This window comes from Sphingobacterium sp. LRF_L2 (assembly GCF_965644235.1).
In the GTDB taxonomy this organism is placed as follows: domain Bacteria; phylum Bacteroidota; class Bacteroidia; order Sphingobacteriales; family Sphingobacteriaceae; genus Sphingobacterium.
Window position 1 is genome coordinate 201240 of the sequence record NZ_CBFFRI010000009.1, and the last position, 14176, is coordinate 215415.

Genomic DNA, 14176 nt, shown 5'->3' on the forward strand with positions numbered 1-14176 from the left:
AATTTAACTAAATTATTTGCTTTTACCTCGTAAAACCAAACGATAACCAGTTGAAACATTTATGAAAAAACAGCTGTATTGGGCTTTTATCATCTTCCTATACCAAACGGTTTGCTTTGGTCAGGACTCCTTATTGGTGAGACAGGACACCTTCCCTTCCGCTATAACCACTTCGATCGTGGGCGATCGAATCCAATTCACCCCCATCATACGGCCTTTGATGCCTATACCCGGGGGAAGGCAGGCTTTTTACACCTATCTGTGGGATTTTGGCGACGGTAGCTTTAGTACTGCCGAGAAACCCGAACATCAGTATCAACAGGTTGGCGAATACGACGTTTCGCTGTATGTTGTCAACAATTATGATAACGGTCCTCGCCCAAAAAAACCTAAAACAAAGGTAAAGGTTGAATCTAAACTGGCGTCGATCGTACCTATACCTAACAGCTTCGAGGACCATTTCTTCAAATCGAATGGTATTTTTCAGATTTTTAAAAATGCAGATGCTGTGCCTGGGGAAGATATGTCTTTAGTAATTGGCGTAAAACCGCTAACGAAAAAAGGTAAAATTATCCTGTTAACAAACGAAAAATTGATTAATCCAAATGGTTTTATAGTTGCCAATCAAAGCCAATATTACCAGGAAAGGCTCATTCCTGTCGTAAATCCAAAGGAATTACAAACATTGTGGGCACATGTGAATGGGGTATCTATCACACAGAGCGGCAGTCCGGATTACGGCAATCGCGAGGAACTAAGCTTTAAAGACCGTGAGGCCATATCCTTTTTTACCAACTTAATTGACGGGTATAAAACGGTATCACAGTATGAAATCGAAGGCGAGCTAGCCTCTTCACAATTTTCTATTGTTAATTTGGATATTAGTCCTGATATGCTGGCAGATACAAATGCTATTGTAACGGTAACGGGCATCTACCTTGCTGAGGGTGAGGGGGAGAATCCTGTGATCCATAAGTTAGACATTCCAATCATAAAGTCGCATGACCCCAATAAAATGTCTCTGCGCCCCGCTTTGTTGGATTACAGGCTACAATTCAAAAAGAAAAAATTAACCTATAAGGTACAGTTTCAAAACGACGGTGAAGGTGATGCCAAGGATATTCGATTGGAAATGTTTTTCCCGGAACAGGTCGATGTTCAATCTTTTAAATTGCTCAACCTCTATCCTCAATGTGATTCTTGTTTAACGGAAACAGATCTCGGATGTTACACTTATGAATTTAAAGGTGAGCATCAAATCAATTTTCACTTTAAAGGTATTGCACTTCCCGGTACAGCTTCGCCTACCTTGACCGATCAAGATAGCAGCAAAGGGTTTATCCGCTTTACATTACAATCGCACAAAAAATTACAAAACAAATCCTTAGCCAGCTATACGGATATTTTCTTCGACAAAAATGATCCTATACGCACCAACAAGTCTGTCGCCCGCTTTCGTCCGGGTCTCTCTCCTTTCGTTTCGATAGGTCTCCATACGCCGACGAAACCGGAAGATGACGAGCTGGGAAAGCTAACTAAAGGCTTGACTATAGGTTTGGGAATAGCACCAATAGCTCCCTATCGAAAACCTTATTGGCAAATCGAATTATTTGCCAGTACATTTGGAAATAATATGTCCCAATCTTTTGCTAATCGCCGTGGGGAAATACAGGCTCCCGATGAGAAAGGAAATCTAGTTTATCAAACGTACAATGCCGTAGACAGTACTGCGAAAAAAGCCTATGTTAGTCTGCAGATTCCTGTACAGATTCGCTATAATTTCACCCGTTATCTTTCTGCTGGTGTAGGGGCATTAGTAAAAACAAACCTAAACTATAAAAACCAACAACAGCTGACTTACCAGCTCATGAATGCCGATGGTACGCAACGACCTTATACCGTGGATGTAAAAACGGCTAAAGAGCCGCGATCAGCCTTGCTATTATCTCCTTTAGTGGACTTAAACATCGGCCGTGCTTACCTAGGCCCCGCGCTCGGACTGCGCTATCATTTTGATAAAATATACAAGAACAATCTAAATCTGTATCTAATGTGGCGGTTATAAGAATATCTTGTTATTTTTTATTTTTTTTACTTTTATCCTGTCAACGACAGCATAAACAAGCGGAGTCTTTTGACAATACTCGAGATACAGTAAGCAACGATTTACTGGACTCTTTAGGGGAACTTGCCTATGGCAACTATGATGCCTTTAAACAACAGCCAAATCTGTTTATCCAACGTATAGAAAATAAGGTATTGACTGCGGAACAGCGCGACACCTATGTATGGATACTGATCAATATGGCTTATGCTTTCCAAGAACATAGTCGATTTCTCACATCGACAAATTTTTATGAAAAAGCACTTTTAGAGGATAATACGCATCAAATATTATCGGCAGATGATCGCCTAACGTATATATACAAACCTTTAGCGAACAACTACACGATACTAGCAGACTATGAAAAAAGTGAAGTACTGCAACGAGACGCACTTCAGGAAGCTCATGATCCAGAAACAAAAGCATCCTTTTTAAACAATCTTGCTCTCTTATACATTTACAAAGGGGCACACGAACAGGCGAAGGTCGCAGCGCTGGCTGGATTAAAAAGCACATCTACAAAATCGCTACAGTTGCTTTTGCATAATGCACTTTCAACCGTGTATATGCAAACAGGAAAGCTAGACAGTGCCACGATACATAATACGATTGCGCTACAGATTGCACAACAGTCTAAGGACGAAACGCTACTTCCCGGCCGGATAAGCGCAACACAGCAATCTGCTCAACTACTACTCGCTAAGGGAGAACCACAGGAGGCGAAAAAGATTGTATTGGAGGGAATTACATTGGCAAATCAATACTATCCGAAGAAACGTTTTCGCGAAAAGGCCGACCTCTACAACGTACTTGGCGAAAGCTACCTTGCTCTTCAAAAACCTCTCCAAGCGGCTCTGTATTTAAAAATGGCGAAAAAACAACTCGAAAACATTGATTCTACGCAACGTACTTCAAGCTACACACCTATTCAGGTGTTTAAAAATTTAGGGATATGTTATTTAAAACAGAACTTAGACAGTGCCCTGTTTTATTTTACAGAGGCCATTGAGCGGGATTTTGCATTTCAACAAAATATCACGAGCAAGACGAGCCATCTTTGGGGAAATTCATGGAACAGGCAACTCTTGGAAGATGTATTGCACTGGATTTCCGCGGCAGATTCTCTAACGCAAAACCAACAGCTCTCTCTATTATGGCTAACAGAACTCACCAAAGGACGTCTGCTGTGGAATGATATCAATCGCTCAAGGGCATGGGAAAATGATAGCACAGAGATGTCCAAAGCTGCTGCTCAGTTGCAAAGGCTCTACACCGTACGCGATAATCTGACAGACGACAGTGAAATAAAGTTAATAAATAAGGCTATTGATAGTACACTCCGTACCTTTGCGTTAGAAGAACGATATTTCACAAAAAAGGTTAAACTACCTGACTTCAAGCGTTTCAAAAAACAACTCCAAAAGGGAGATCAAGTCATTTATTCCTATTTTGTGCATGCGGACAGCAGCCTTTCGATCTTCCAAGTCAAAAAGGGGCAAATAAACTACTTCCATTTGGCTGAACGAAACCTTTTGGATAGCATTGCTCATTTTAAAGAAACATACTTCGACAAGTCACCAAATGCCTATAATCAAGATCCCTCCCGTTACTTTTCACAGGCTACAAGCTTACGAGAGGATCTTTTGCCGCAGCTGCCTAAGCATGGAACAACACTACAGTTATCGTTAGACAATGAACTCTATACCCTTCCGTTCGATGCGCTAAGCTTACAGCATGATTTTCTTATTCGTTTTTTTGATATCCAATACATAAATTCGCTCCTGATGTATGATCTATACGATACCACAACGTATAATCAACAACAGATATCCATTCTCTCCCGCGATCAATATGATCCTCCTTTGGTGAATCTAACTTTTGTAAAGAAGGAAGTTAAAAACCTCCGCGACCATTACGCCAGTGTACACTATGACGATCGTACGCTAAATCCGGAATTGCTCGCGCGCGCTTTACAGGCAGAATCAATTATCCATATTGCCGCTCACACCCTCATAGATGAAAATCAAGAGGCAAAAATACGTTTACATCAATCCATTTCCGCAGACCAACTCCGTTATTACAGCATCCATGCCCCACTTGTGGTATTATCGGCTTGTAATACAGCTTCCGGAACTATACTACCGTCTGAAGGTTTAGAAAGTATTAATAGAGCATTTTTAAGTAAAGGGATACCCGGCGTTATTGCGACGCAGTGGTTTGCCAACGACGATGCTATGCTGGATTTAACAGCTAAATTTTATGAACAACTCCAGGCATTAAAAAGCCCAGTAGGTGCACTAGCCAACGCCAAACGGGACTACTTGGACAAGCAAGATGAACTAGGCAAAAATCCTTGGTATTGGGCAAACATGGTCTATACCGGCATAGACACAAAAATAGATCTGCATAAAAATACAGATCTATCCTATTGGTTATATGTATGGTTGGCTTTTCTTGTCGTTACCCTTGTTGTGCTATGGTTTGCAAAGTCTAAAAACAAAGCATATGAAACCAATCAAAAATTTAAAAAATGATTCTCTCGGTACGGATGATTCCCAATTGGTTTGTTCATCCATCTGTTGATTATTTTCCATCTTAGGCTATTTATTGTAATTCAACACTTTGATTTCGGTACGTCTATTTTCTTGATGCTCGGCTTCTGAACAATTGACGCCATTGCTGCATGTATTGACCAACCGTGTCTCTCCATATCCTCTCGCTACCAGTCGATCTTTCATAATTCCGTTACGCACCAAATAAGCCACGGCAGCTTCAGCGCGTTGTTGAGAAAGACGCATATTGTAGTCATCCTTTCCTCTGCTATCGGTATGCGATGATAGTTCAATACGTAAGCTTGGATTTTGTTTCATGATCGCAACTACGTTGTCTAATATTATTGCTGCATCGGGACGGATATTTGATTTATCGAAATCGTAATGTATATTTTTCAAGACCCAATTATCCCCTTCAACTAAATTACAGACGCCTAACTTTAAGGTGACATACAATGTTTTGCTACGATCAAGTCCTTTTGTGGTCACCAATTCGGTTTGGGAATATTGTCCAGCTTGGTTGGCTACAATCGAGTAGTCGGTTGCCCCATCAAGTTGATAAATAAATTTTCCTTCTACGTCGGAAGTCTGGTTCATATTACTTTTTGTTTCCGATTGGGTTAATACAGTTGCTATGTGAGAAATCGGCTTATTAAGATCACAATCTACAGTCTCTCCAATGAGTGTAAAACGGGGATCATCGTGGAATATTTCGCGGTAGATCAATGTTTCGTTCGACTGAAAATCCGCTGCTGGGATCGTCAATAAGTTTGTTTTCACACCATTTTTCTCTCCAATAATCTGATACTCTAGTGGCGTTGCTGCATGTACACGCTCCGCTTCACCATTGGCATTGGAAATTGATTTGCTATCCATATCGGCAGAACGTATGGAGACTGTTACACCACTTAATGCAAGTCCTGTTTGTTTATCTTTCACGACCACTAAAATATCTTTGGCCTGTACCTTTTTAGTAACGGTGGGAACTTCTTCGATTGGCACCTCGGTCGGAACCACTTTTTTTGCCTTTTTACCAAATATATACTTTACACCGACACCTATGTTAACGCTTTTATAGTGGGTGCTTGACGGCGTAAAGCCCTCTTCGTAATGGTCGGTAAAACTCTTTACACCAGTCGTTGTTTCAATACTATTTCCGGTTCCTTTTCTTTCTTCGACATGAAATACGGATGATTTTCCGCCCAATTTTGACCCAAAGGTTTGCATATAGTCGGCTTGGGCGAAAATAGCCCAATTCGGACTTAATTTGTAATTAAAGCGGAGGCCAGCTAAGCCAACCCATGCATTGGCTTTGTTGGTAGAGTCGTTTGCAGTTCTTCGGATAGGCACCGTGGTATTTCCGATCACATCGCTATAAGTCAATGCAGTTTCGTACTGTGGAAAACTGTGCAACATAATTCCACCTTTTAAAAAGGTTTCAAGTTGGAATCGACCACGTTCGAATTTATAGGTAGGCCCCAACGTAAATGCCCAATGTTGGAATCGCTTTTTATTAAAATAATCCGTTGCGATATGTCCGTTCTCAAAAATCAGGGAGTCCTCGGTTTTTATGCCATGACGTAAATAGCGAACGTCGATCCCCAGGCCAAAAGCATTTCCCTTAAAATATTTATCGGCGAAAAAACCTCCAAAATATCCGGTCTTCGTTTGACCAATAGACTTATAACTTCCAAGAGGAAAACTTCCACCTCCAAAGACACCCATCTGAAAATCTCCAGATTCTTTAACCTGCGCGTATCCGACGAAGGAAATCGCGAGTAAAATGACAGCTAGTAAAATTCTTTTCATAATCTTCTGTGTTTAAATAAATACTCTTGTTAACTTTTGTATCTATATCCACCCGTTGCCAGAAATGTTACCCCCTTTTTTTAAAAAAATAAAATAACCGTTCGTATTTCACCGATAAAGCGATGCATCTTACCGAGAACTGCCCAAACCTCGCCTATTTGTACGTGACGACAACACTATTTCACGCTACCTTTGGAGTATACAAATAGAGAAACATTAAATAAAAAGACATATGAAAACGAAAACAACATTCAACGTAAACAGCGAAAATGTAACAAGTACATTCCAAAAAGTAATCGATAGCATCCAAGAAACAAGAGTTGTGGTTTCGGCTAAGACAGGTAAAGAGTATATGAAATTGCCTCTCCTTATCGCCATACTTATCGCTATTATTGTTCCCTTCGCTGTCGTGGCTGCCATAATTATTGGTTTAGCATTAGGAATTAATTTATCTTTCGAAAAAGATGTGAAGCCCGCGGATAAAAACGATACCCCGAGTGTCATCCACATCAAATAAAACCGAGATATCTCACAAAACTAAACTGAAACATCATGACACTCATTGCCGTACTCTTTCCTTGGTTATCTTTCTTTTTACGTGGAAAAATACTTATTGGCTTCATTTGCCTCATCCTTCAAATCACGCTTATCGGCTGGCTACCTGCTGCTATTTGGGCTGTAGCCTCCCATGTCGATGGTAAAAATAAAAAACGGATACGCCGCTTAGAGCGTCGAAGCCAGTATCCCATATATCGTTAGTTATTGGGGTATTTTAAAAAAAATTTGCAAAATTTGATTTCCTATCCTATTTTTGTGCCGATAAAAATGGTTTAACCCTTTAAAAGACGAAGAAAATGTTTGTAGTTACATTCCCATACTTCAAGAGATCAACAAATGGATTTGTTGATACTTCTCTTCGTGCTTATTTCTCTTAACGGATTTTACAAAACGTCATATGATTAAAGCTCGAAGATAATTCGGGCTTTTTTGTTTCATTCCGGACCCTGAACAAGAACTTCCGAATTACATGTTCGCGTAGCTATCGGCGCGCAAAAAACGATAGCTCAGTTTTACTAATAATTTTAAACATGGGCAGTAAATTATCAGGGAAAGATCTAATAAAACTAGGTTTCCCTCAAAATAACACGGTGAATATCGCTTTAGGACAGATTCATCGTTATCGCAAACGCGAAAAAAAAGAACGTATATTACTGGAAGCTAAAGAGGTACTACAAAAACCTGATAGCTTTCTTGGAGATGGTATTTGGGGTAAAGTGGCAGAAGGATTGATAAAACCAGTGGAAGTTCGGATGCAGCAACTTCGAAATACCCGTGCACCTTTCACGATCTTCGGCGAAAACGAAATTGATGAATTGGCAAAACGGCAACTTTACGATGCACTGAAATTACCTGTAGCAGTAAAAGGAGCTTTAATGCCCGATGCGCACGGTGGCTATGGTTTACCCATAGGAGGTGTTTTAGCAACAGATAATGCTGTGATACCGTATGGAGTCGGCGTAGACATTGGGTGCAGGATGAGTTTATCCATCTTTGACATTCCAGGTTCTTACATCAAGGGTAAAAGTTTTCAACTCCGAAATATGTTATCGGAACACACCAAATTTGGTATGAACGAGACACATAAAATTAAAAATGATCATGCAATTTTCGAGTGTGCTGCGTTTCGAGAAATCCCGTTGTTAAAATCGCTTCGTGATAAGGCGTATAGGCAGCTGGGAAGCTCTGGCGGAGGCAATCACTTTGTTGAATTTGGAATTGTACACCTCCAAACTTGTAAACCGGAATGGAACCTTAGACCGGGAGAATATCTGGCTATTTTATCGCATAGCGGATCCCGGGGACTGGGTGCAAATATTGCCAAGCATTATACGTACCTGGCAACTAAACAATGTCCATTACCTCGTCAGGTACAACACCTTGCTTGGTTGGACTTGAATACACACGATGGGCAAGAATATTGGATTGCAATGAACCTAGCGGGAGACTATGCAAAGGCCTGCCATGATGATATACATCGTAGGCTAGCAAAAGCACTGGGGAAACGCCCTGTTGTTACGATCGAGAATCATCACAATTTTGCTTGGGAAGAGGTTGTTGACGGCAAAAAAGTTGTTGTACATCGTAAAGGGGCTACACCGGCGGCGGAAGGTGTATTAGGAATTATTCCTGGATCGATGACAGCTCCAGGGTTCATTGTCGAAGGAAAAGGAAATCCATATAGTTTACAATCGGCTTCACACGGTGCAGGACGACGATTATCGCGTGGCGCTTGCAAAAATAGCATAACAAAGAGTGATCTAACAAAAACATTGGATATGTATGGGGTAGAATTGATAGGAGGAGCTGTCGATGAAGCTCCTATGGCTTACAAGGATATCCATAAGGTGATCAATCTTCAAGAAGAACTTGTCCGTGTACTGGGGCAATTCACCCCAAAAATAGTTAGAATGGACAAGGGATAGGAGGACAATAAGATGAAAAGATTGATAAAAATAACATCAGGACATGGCCCGAAAGAATGCGATTATGCTGTGCACCGGATACAGGAAATATTTCAAAGAAGTGCTATACAATATGGGGTTCAACTAGAATCGTTACAACAGGAAGTGAAAGATAACTTGATATGTTCGGTTGTATTTGAATTGGAGGGAACCAAAGTTGATTATTTTATTGAGTTTTGGTCAGGGACTATTTGCTGGATTAGCGAAAGTCCTTTCCGCCCTCAACATAGACGCAAAAACTGGTTTATCGCGGTATTTGAATTACAGGATTTTGAGCAAGTGGAACTCTATGATCGAGATATCATGTACCAAACTATGCGAAGTTCTGGCGCAGGAGGACAACATGTTAATAAAGTCAGTTCCGCAGTGCGAGCGTTACATATTCCTTCGGGCATATCGGTGCAAGTAATGGATACACGATCCCAGCTACAGAACAAAAAACTGGCTTTTATACGGCTTGCAGCGAAGTTAAATGCACAACAACAGGCTCGTAGTCAAGAAAATCGAGAAGCACAATGGCGACAGCACGTCCATATTGAACGTGGGGCCGCTAAGCGAATTTTCCAGGGTAGAGCATTTAAAGAAAAGTAGGTTTGTCGAATGACAAACCTACCTCCTTCTAATATCTAAAGATGGCGGCACGCTATTTTATAACAAATGCATATCCCGAACCGCAACTTTCGTCCAATATTTACTATACTCTTTTGCCGCGGCTAGGTGATCAGGGTGTTTTTCATAAGTATTAATATCATCCATGTTCGCAAAGGTCACTAATAGACTGTAATGAAATGTATTATCCACCACGTCTCTTGCGGTAGTACCAGCAGGTTTTCCTACATGAAAACTATGGATACCAGGCACCTTTTTCAACGTTTCGAAAAAGTTAAGGAAATCTTTTTCCTCTTCCTCGGTAATATTTTCTTTAAGCCAAAAGTAAACAGAATGTACTATTCTTCCAGCGATCAGTTCGGTATCAGTGTCCTTTTCAGCCGATGCTGCACAGGAGGTTACAACTGCTGTGGATGCGCTTGCAACCGCAACCGATTTCAAAAAATTTCTTCTTACCATAGTTTTTTACTCTAATTCCTTTAAAGATAAACATAAAAGTAGAAGAAGTGAAATGGGATTTTACAGCTAGAAACCAACTTTAGCAAAGAATTTCCCTGCTTTCTTATTTCAACATTCTAATACTTCGAAAGAAAATATTTAGTATATTAGAGACTTAAAACAAACCAATTGTTATGAAACATGTTTTCTTGCTTTTTTTAGTAAGCTTGGCTGTATTTGGCCGAGCACAATCGAATTACAACGTGCAGCTTATTCCGAAAGAATTGAAAAGTCGTGCAGCAGCCACTGTCCGGAATGAATTTGTAACGATAGAAATGCGCAGTGTTGATGAGGTCGTACAGAAGGTAAAAACAGCGATCACCGTTTACAATCAAAATGGCGACCATTACGCTTATGTTCCTTTGTATTACGATAAGGCTTCGATCATCAAGTCCGCAAAAGGTATTATATATAATGAATTCGGATTGCCAATCAATAAATTCGGCATCAAGGATTTTACGGACATCAGTACAGCTGATGGTTATTCGATGTTTAACGATACGCGTTTAAAGTACTATAAACACAATTCTACACAGTATCCTTATACGATTGAATACGAATATGAAATATTGCGTAAATACAATCTCTTCATTCCAGGATGGCACCCGAATTTCAGTTCTGCAGTATCGGTGGAGCAAAGTAGCTATACTTTCGTCTCTCCAAAAGATATTACAGTAAGAACTTATGTAAAAAATGTGGATGCAGAGCCTGTTATCAATCAGACGGAAAAAACAATTAGTCGGCAATGGGAAGTAAAAAATATAGCTGCAATAAAAGAAGAAAACTTCACGAAGCACTTCCGTCAGACACAGGCTATTGAAATCGATATTGTGCCGACGAATATTTCCTATTATGGAAGAACAGGTACATTTAGTTCTTGGGAAGAGTGCGGTAAATGGGTTTATGACAACCTTCTTCAAGGAAAGCAAAACTTGGGTGATCCGGTAAGGCAAAAAGTGGCGGAACTCACAAAGAATTGTTCAGATGATAAAGAAAAAGCGAAAGTTCTTTATAAGTACTTACAAGAAAAAACTAGATATATAAGCATTCAAGTGGGTATCGGAGGGCTAATGCCTTTTCCTGCGAGCGATGTAGATAAATATGGCTATGGCGACTGTAAAGCACTCGTCAACTATATGCAAAATCTCTTATCCTTTGCGGAAATCCCCTCCTATTACTGTATTGTAGAAGCTGGCCGTCAAAAACAAGATCTGAGAACAGAATTTGCAAATGTGCAGGATGGAAATCATATTATTCTCTGCATTCCATTTGAAAATGATACCACTTGGTTGGAATGTACGAGCCAAGAACAACCTTTTGGTTTTTTAGGAGACTTTACTGATGATCGTTTAGTCTTGGCCTGTACCCCTGAGGGAGGTAAGGTATTACGAACGCCAACTTACACAGAGCAAGAAAACAAACAATTACGCACTGCAAAATTGAAATTTATTAATGAGACCGATTTACAAGGGGAAATCGTTACTAAATTTTTCGGTTCGCAATACGACAATCATTTCGATGTGATGCACGCAAAAAACAGTGAAAAGCCTAAAGCTTTGGTAAGCCACTATGACATAAACAACATTTCATTCTCCAATATTTTATATAACAAATATGAAGAAAACAGCGCCCCTTATGTTCAAGAAGACCTTGCTATCGATATCAGAAATATTGCGGTAAAAACAAATAATAAGCTGACACTTCCTTCTTCATTGTTTAACAGTTATGGCAGCATTCAACGAAACGATAACCGAACGCAAGAAGTTTATATTAATAGAGGTTTTACCGATGAAGATCTTGTGGAAATTGAACTACCGGAAAAAGTCAGCAAGAAAATATTACCAATTAAGAAAGAATTTAATTGTGAAATAGGCTCTTATGTTTTTACAGCTAACATAGAAGATAATAAACTCGTTTGCAATCGAATCTTGACGATTAAACAGGGAACATATCCGCCTGAACTGTATGCGAGCTTTCAGGATTTCTTAAAATCAGTCAGCCAAACGGATAAAGGTCGTTTTACATTAGAAATCCTGCCCTAAGGCAGGATTTCTTTTTGTTATTGATTAGCTAATACTAAACTCGTTTTTTCAGTTTGTATAATGCGACTAAAAAACTCTTTTAAATCAAAATATTCTTCGGGCAGAAAGATATCTTTGTTGATCTGCATCAGTACCTGAACCGTGATTAGATTACCTTCTTGGGCTACGGAATAAATAAACCGTGCATCACGATTAGGCAGTGCTATGTTCAGTTTGTTTCCCAATGACTCCGCAGTCAAATTATACCCTTCCGGGACGCGGATAACAAAGCTATAGTTTTCTTGTAGTTTCGAACCAATATCCACTGGGTAAGTGCGGGATGCCAAATTGAATGGATTTTTTTCGGTCTTCCCGTACACAATCGGGTTAAAATGAAGCTCATTATCGTGAACTGTAGCAAAATTAGCGAACTCAACATCCATTTCTTCTTTCAACAACATTTCACAATTCTCTCTATTTTCTACAGAAGGGGTAGAAATAGACATATGTGTTAATCGTTTCTCGTATCCTTCAAAGTATTCCTCTATGGAATTGTAAGTATCCATGGACTCGCGTTTATCGGAGGCTCCATACCCACCCCTGTTGAAGGTTAGTTTCCCTTTTAATGAGCCTTCGGTATCTAGATCACCGATAAAGTTGACGTGCAACGTAGAAATAAGATTTGCTTGAAGCGGTACCCAATCCGATGTACCTTGCAACGGTATGTTCCGGCCTTGATAGTTGATACATTTCAGTGGGAGGTTTCCGAAAGGCTCGTAAACCGCACTAGCATCTAGAAAATAATGCTGACCATTGATTTCGACGCGTGCAATCACGTGATTAAATTCTGAAATACCGGCCGAATAGATTCCTGCAAAACCATTTTCTCTCGTGGACAGAATAATTGCTTCGGCAGGTAATCCAGCAAAATTAAGCGCACTAACCAGAGCCAAATTAATATCAGCACTGTTTCCTGTTCGTGTTTCTAGGGCCTTTTTGATACCGATATCGGCAAATATGCTATGTCGTTGATTCCATTTCACCTGCTGCTTGACATAGTTATAAATCTTTACGGCTTTATCATAAGGATCTTCCACATTCTGTACCACAGGTGTAATAAGATCTTTCAGTTGATTTTTACGTTTCAATTGACCCCCAAAATTCTCATCCTCCAGCAACGATTTATGCACATCAGCCCAAGTGAGGGAAAACGTTTCGTTAGGTCCAAATGGAATAGAGTAACGTGCCAACTCGAAAGTCAAAATAGATGTAAAATTCTTCGCCGCTGTCATATAGTCTTCCGAGATGAAGGCTGGAATATTCTCCATGAGGTAGGAGGTCTTATCCCCACGAATTTCACCTACTTCAGAGGATAAGTTGGTATTGTAATTTTCTACATTTCGATTACCCAAAGGGATCGTTCCTTTTAAATTTACACGATACGTACAGATTTCTGGAATTCGGGTTACAAATTCACTACGGATCTTAGGAATGTCGGATTGAAATGGCCAAGTATTCAAGCTAAACAAAAATGGAGATTTGGTTTTATAACGCAGCTCAACTATCGACCCTTCCTTAACTTGGGGAAAAGCAATCTTTACCTGGTTATATGTTTTAGATGTTTTTTCGGTAATAACATTCTCTTTGGACAGTTCAGTCTTAACAACCTTACCGGCGTCCAAATTGTAGGTATAACCTTTTACGTCCACTAATGTTTCTCTATTACTGTTGTTTGAACTTAAGTAAAGTGGAACGGAAAAATTCGCCTGATCGTACCCTTCTTTATTCAGAACCTTTAGTACAACATGATAATAGTATTCAATTTCAAACCCCTTGCCTTGAATAGGGCTTAGCTCGATGTTAGCATATCCATATTCATTCATCACAATACCTTGCGAACTACTATCTAACAAAGCACTTTGAATGTTGAAATCTGCTTCTTTAATTTTACCGTATGGAAAATCCTGGGCATGTGACGCGCATGCGAAGAAAACAAAAAGCGCCATGAGACAATTCTTCATATATATCAATAACTGGTAAAGCAAATATACTCTTTATCTT

Annotated in this window: 10 protein-coding genes; 7 read left to right on the forward strand and 3 right to left on the reverse strand. The window is 39.8% G+C overall.

Annotation, left to right across the window (positions count from 1 at the left end):
- The first annotated feature begins 61 nt into the window (after positions 1–61).
- Both ACSZOX_RS18375 and ACSZOX_RS18380 read left to right on the forward strand, forming a co-directional pair.
- Complete coding sequence (locus ACSZOX_RS18375; protein ID WP_437921648.1) at positions 62–2065, forward strand: PKD domain-containing protein; 2004 nt, start codon at positions 62–64, stop codon at positions 2063–2065.
- Positions 2053–4638: a CHAT domain-containing protein gene (locus ACSZOX_RS18380; RefSeq protein ID WP_437921649.1), complete on the forward strand. Its 2586-nt coding sequence runs from the start codon at positions 2053–2055 to the stop codon at positions 4636–4638. The genes ACSZOX_RS18375 and ACSZOX_RS18380 overlap by 13 nt, the downstream gene beginning before the upstream one ends.
- 66 nt (positions 4639–4704) lie before the next feature.
- Here ACSZOX_RS18380 and ACSZOX_RS18385 read toward each other — a convergent pair whose 3' ends face one another.
- Entirely contained in the window at positions 4705–6465 is a 1761-nt protein-coding gene (locus ACSZOX_RS18385; protein WP_437921650.1) for an OmpA family protein, read from the reverse strand.
- 232 nt (positions 6466–6697) lie between these two features.
- Between ACSZOX_RS18385 and ACSZOX_RS18390 the strand changes: the two genes are divergently transcribed.
- The 4 genes from ACSZOX_RS18390 (at position 6698) to prfH (ending at position 9578) form a co-directional block, all read left to right on the forward strand.
- A complete protein-coding gene (locus ACSZOX_RS18390; RefSeq protein ID WP_437921651.1) occupies positions 6698–6982 on the forward strand; it encodes a DUF4342 domain-containing protein in 285 nt (94 codons plus the stop codon).
- 35 nt (positions 6983–7017) lie between these two features.
- The gene (locus ACSZOX_RS18395) at positions 7018–7224 is read left to right on the forward strand and encodes a YqaE/Pmp3 family membrane protein (protein WP_437921652.1); all 207 of its coding nucleotides are present in this window, start codon (positions 7018–7020) and stop codon (positions 7222–7224) included.
- A gap of 329 nt (positions 7225–7553) precedes the next feature.
- Positions 7554–8948, forward strand: coding sequence for an RtcB family protein (locus ACSZOX_RS18400; RefSeq protein ID WP_437921653.1), 1395 nt, complete (start codon positions 7554–7556; stop codon positions 8946–8948).
- Positions 8949–8960: 12 nt separating this feature from the next.
- Positions 8961–9578 (forward strand): peptide chain release factor H, encoded by a 618-nt coding sequence (prfH, locus tag ACSZOX_RS18405; RefSeq protein ID WP_437921654.1) that lies wholly within the window; start codon positions 8961–8963, stop codon positions 9576–9578.
- Positions 9579–9635: 57 nt separating this feature from the next.
- On the opposite strand, the gene ACSZOX_RS18410 is transcribed toward prfH, so the two are convergent.
- Entirely contained in the window at positions 9636–10055 is a 420-nt protein-coding gene (locus ACSZOX_RS18410; protein WP_437921655.1) for a Dabb family protein, read from the reverse strand.
- 173 nt (positions 10056–10228) lie between these two features.
- On the opposite strand from ACSZOX_RS18410, the gene ACSZOX_RS18415 reads away from it, so the two are divergent.
- Positions 10229–12136: a DUF3857 domain-containing protein gene (locus tag ACSZOX_RS18415; RefSeq protein ID WP_437921656.1), complete on the forward strand. Its 1908-nt coding sequence runs from the start codon at positions 10229–10231 to the stop codon at positions 12134–12136.
- Positions 12137–12153: 17 nt separating this feature from the next.
- Here the strand turns inward: ACSZOX_RS18415 and ACSZOX_RS18420 are convergent, their stop codons facing one another.
- Positions 12154–14136, reverse strand: coding sequence for a DUF3857 domain-containing protein (locus ACSZOX_RS18420; protein WP_437921657.1), 1983 nt, complete (start codon positions 14134–14136; stop codon positions 12154–12156).
- Between the last annotated feature and the right edge of the window lie 40 nt (positions 14137–14176).

Bases quoted from the DNA above. Each gene is read 5' to 3' on its own strand.
- ACSZOX_RS18375 (WP_437921648.1), top strand. From the start codon at position 62: ATGAAAAAACAGCTGTATTGGGCTTTTATCATCTTCCTATACCAAACG.
- ACSZOX_RS18385 (WP_437921650.1), bottom strand. From the start codon at position 6,465: ATGAAAAGAATTTTACTAGCTGTCATTTTACTCGCGATTTCCTTCGTC.
- ACSZOX_RS18390 (WP_437921651.1), top strand. From the start codon at position 6,698: ATGAAAACGAAAACAACATTCAACGTAAACAGCGAAAATGTAACAAGT.
- ACSZOX_RS18395 (WP_437921652.1), top strand. From the start codon at position 7,018: ATGACACTCATTGCCGTACTCTTTCCTTGGTTATCTTTCTTTTTACGT.
- ACSZOX_RS18400 (WP_437921653.1), top strand. From the start codon at position 7,554: ATGGGCAGTAAATTATCAGGGAAAGATCTAATAAAACTAGGTTTCCCT.
- prfH (WP_437921654.1), top strand. From the start codon at position 8,961: ATGAAAAGATTGATAAAAATAACATCAGGACATGGCCCGAAAGAATGC.
- ACSZOX_RS18410 (WP_437921655.1), bottom strand. From the start codon at position 10,055: ATGGTAAGAAGAAATTTTTTGAAATCGGTTGCGGTTGCAAGCGCATCC.
- ACSZOX_RS18415 (WP_437921656.1), top strand. From the start codon at position 10,229: ATGAAACATGTTTTCTTGCTTTTTTTAGTAAGCTTGGCTGTATTTGGC.
- ACSZOX_RS18420 (WP_437921657.1), bottom strand. From the start codon at position 14,136: ATGAAGAATTGTCTCATGGCGCTTTTTGTTTTCTTCGCATGCGCGTCA.